The organism is Flavobacterium sp. FPG59, assembly GCF_002150205.1.
Taxonomy (GTDB): Bacteria; Bacteroidota; Bacteroidia; order Flavobacteriales; family Flavobacteriaceae; genus Flavobacterium.
Genome location: NZ_MTCA01000368.1, coordinates 1 through 1,418 on the forward strand (window position 1 = coordinate 1; position 1,418 = coordinate 1,418).

Below are 1,418 nucleotides of genomic sequence, written 5' to 3' on the forward strand. Positions count from 1 at the left end.
GCATACCCATACGCTTCGGCACTCTTATGCTACGCATCTGCTCGAAGATGGCATTGATATTATGACGCTCAAAGACCTTTTGGGACATCAAAATATCGAAACCACGATGGAATACCTGCATATTGCCCAACTCGAGAGTCAGCGCATTTTTAGTCCACTCGATACGCTTTTTGCACAATGCAGTGGCAGGTAGCCTGCACTGAGCGAAGTAGAAATGAAATAGCCGATGTGTTGCGAAAAGTAGGGCCCAAAATAGAAAGTTACGGGCTCAATACGTGGCAATTGCGCACGCTTTACGCCATAAAAAAGTGCCGAACAGCCGAGTTGGGTGGTCATATCGATGCATGCGATGAGTGTGGCAACATTAGCATTAGTTACAATTCTTGCAGGAACCGACATTGTCCCAAGTGTCAGGGCAACAAACGCGAAGATTGGATACAAGCCAGAAGCACAGAACTCTTGCCAGTGCCTTATTTTCATGTAGTTTTTACCTTGCCTGATAGCATTAATTCATTGGCTATACATCAGCCAAAATTGGTTTATGATACACTTTTTGAAGCGACATGGGAAACACTAAAAACCTTTGGCAAGGCCAAAGAAATGCAAATGGGAATGATAGCGGTTTTGCATACGTGAGGACAGCAATTGAGCTTGCATCCGCACCTGCATTGCATTGTTCCTGGTGGTGGAATCAATAGAGACGGTCAGTGGAAAAATGCAAGAACCGATGGTAAATTTTTGTTCCCAGTAAAAGCGTTGTCAAAAGTTTTTAGGGCTAAATATTGCGCCAAACTCAAAGCAAAATCACCTATCCTCTACGAACAAATTCGTCAGGATTTATGGAAAAAACCTTGGGTTGTATTTGCAAAGAAACCTTTTGGAAATACAAAGTCGGTAGTGGAATATTTAGGAAGATACACCCATAAAATCGCCATTAGTAACCAGAGAATCACAAGGATTGACAATGAAAACGTAACTTTTGATTACAAGGATTACCGAGTAGCGGGCGTGAAAAAGCAAATGACGCTGACGCATCAGGAATTCATCAGGCGTTTTGCGTTGCATATTTTGCCCAAACGTTTTGTCAAGATCCGTCATTACGGTTTTTTGAGTAGCACTTGGAAACGTCAAAAGCTCAAGCTTTTGCAGGAAAATCTGCAAGTAAAAGTCATGGAAAAGCGGGAGAAGAAACCCTTTTTACCCAAGTGTCCGTGTTGTAAAACAGGAAATTTACACCGCATAGCAGTCTTCGATCAGCGTGGTCCACCTCCCGAAGCGTCGGGATGGTATATTGGCGGTGGGCCAATTACAAATTCCTCTTAAAGTTAATTTTATGGGGAAGGGCACGGATGCCTAATCCCGAAACTTTGGGAAAGGAAAAAACTAGAAAACTATATTTTAAACTACTTCAAAAAAAA

At 42.4% G+C, this 1,418-nt stretch carries 1 protein-coding gene and 1 pseudogene; both read left to right on the forward strand.

Going from position 1 to position 1,418, the window contains the following annotated elements; genetic code table 11:
• A partial coding sequence (locus tag FPG59_RS16020) for a tyrosine-type recombinase/integrase (RefSeq protein ID WP_176330782.1) occupies window positions 1-193 on the forward strand: 193 nt, incomplete at its 5' end.
• Window positions 178-1,323: pseudogene (locus FPG59_RS16025) on the forward strand (IS91 family transposase). The gene FPG59_RS16020 and the pseudogene FPG59_RS16025, both read left to right, overlap by 16 nt.
• Window positions 1,324-1,418 lie beyond the last annotated feature (95 nt).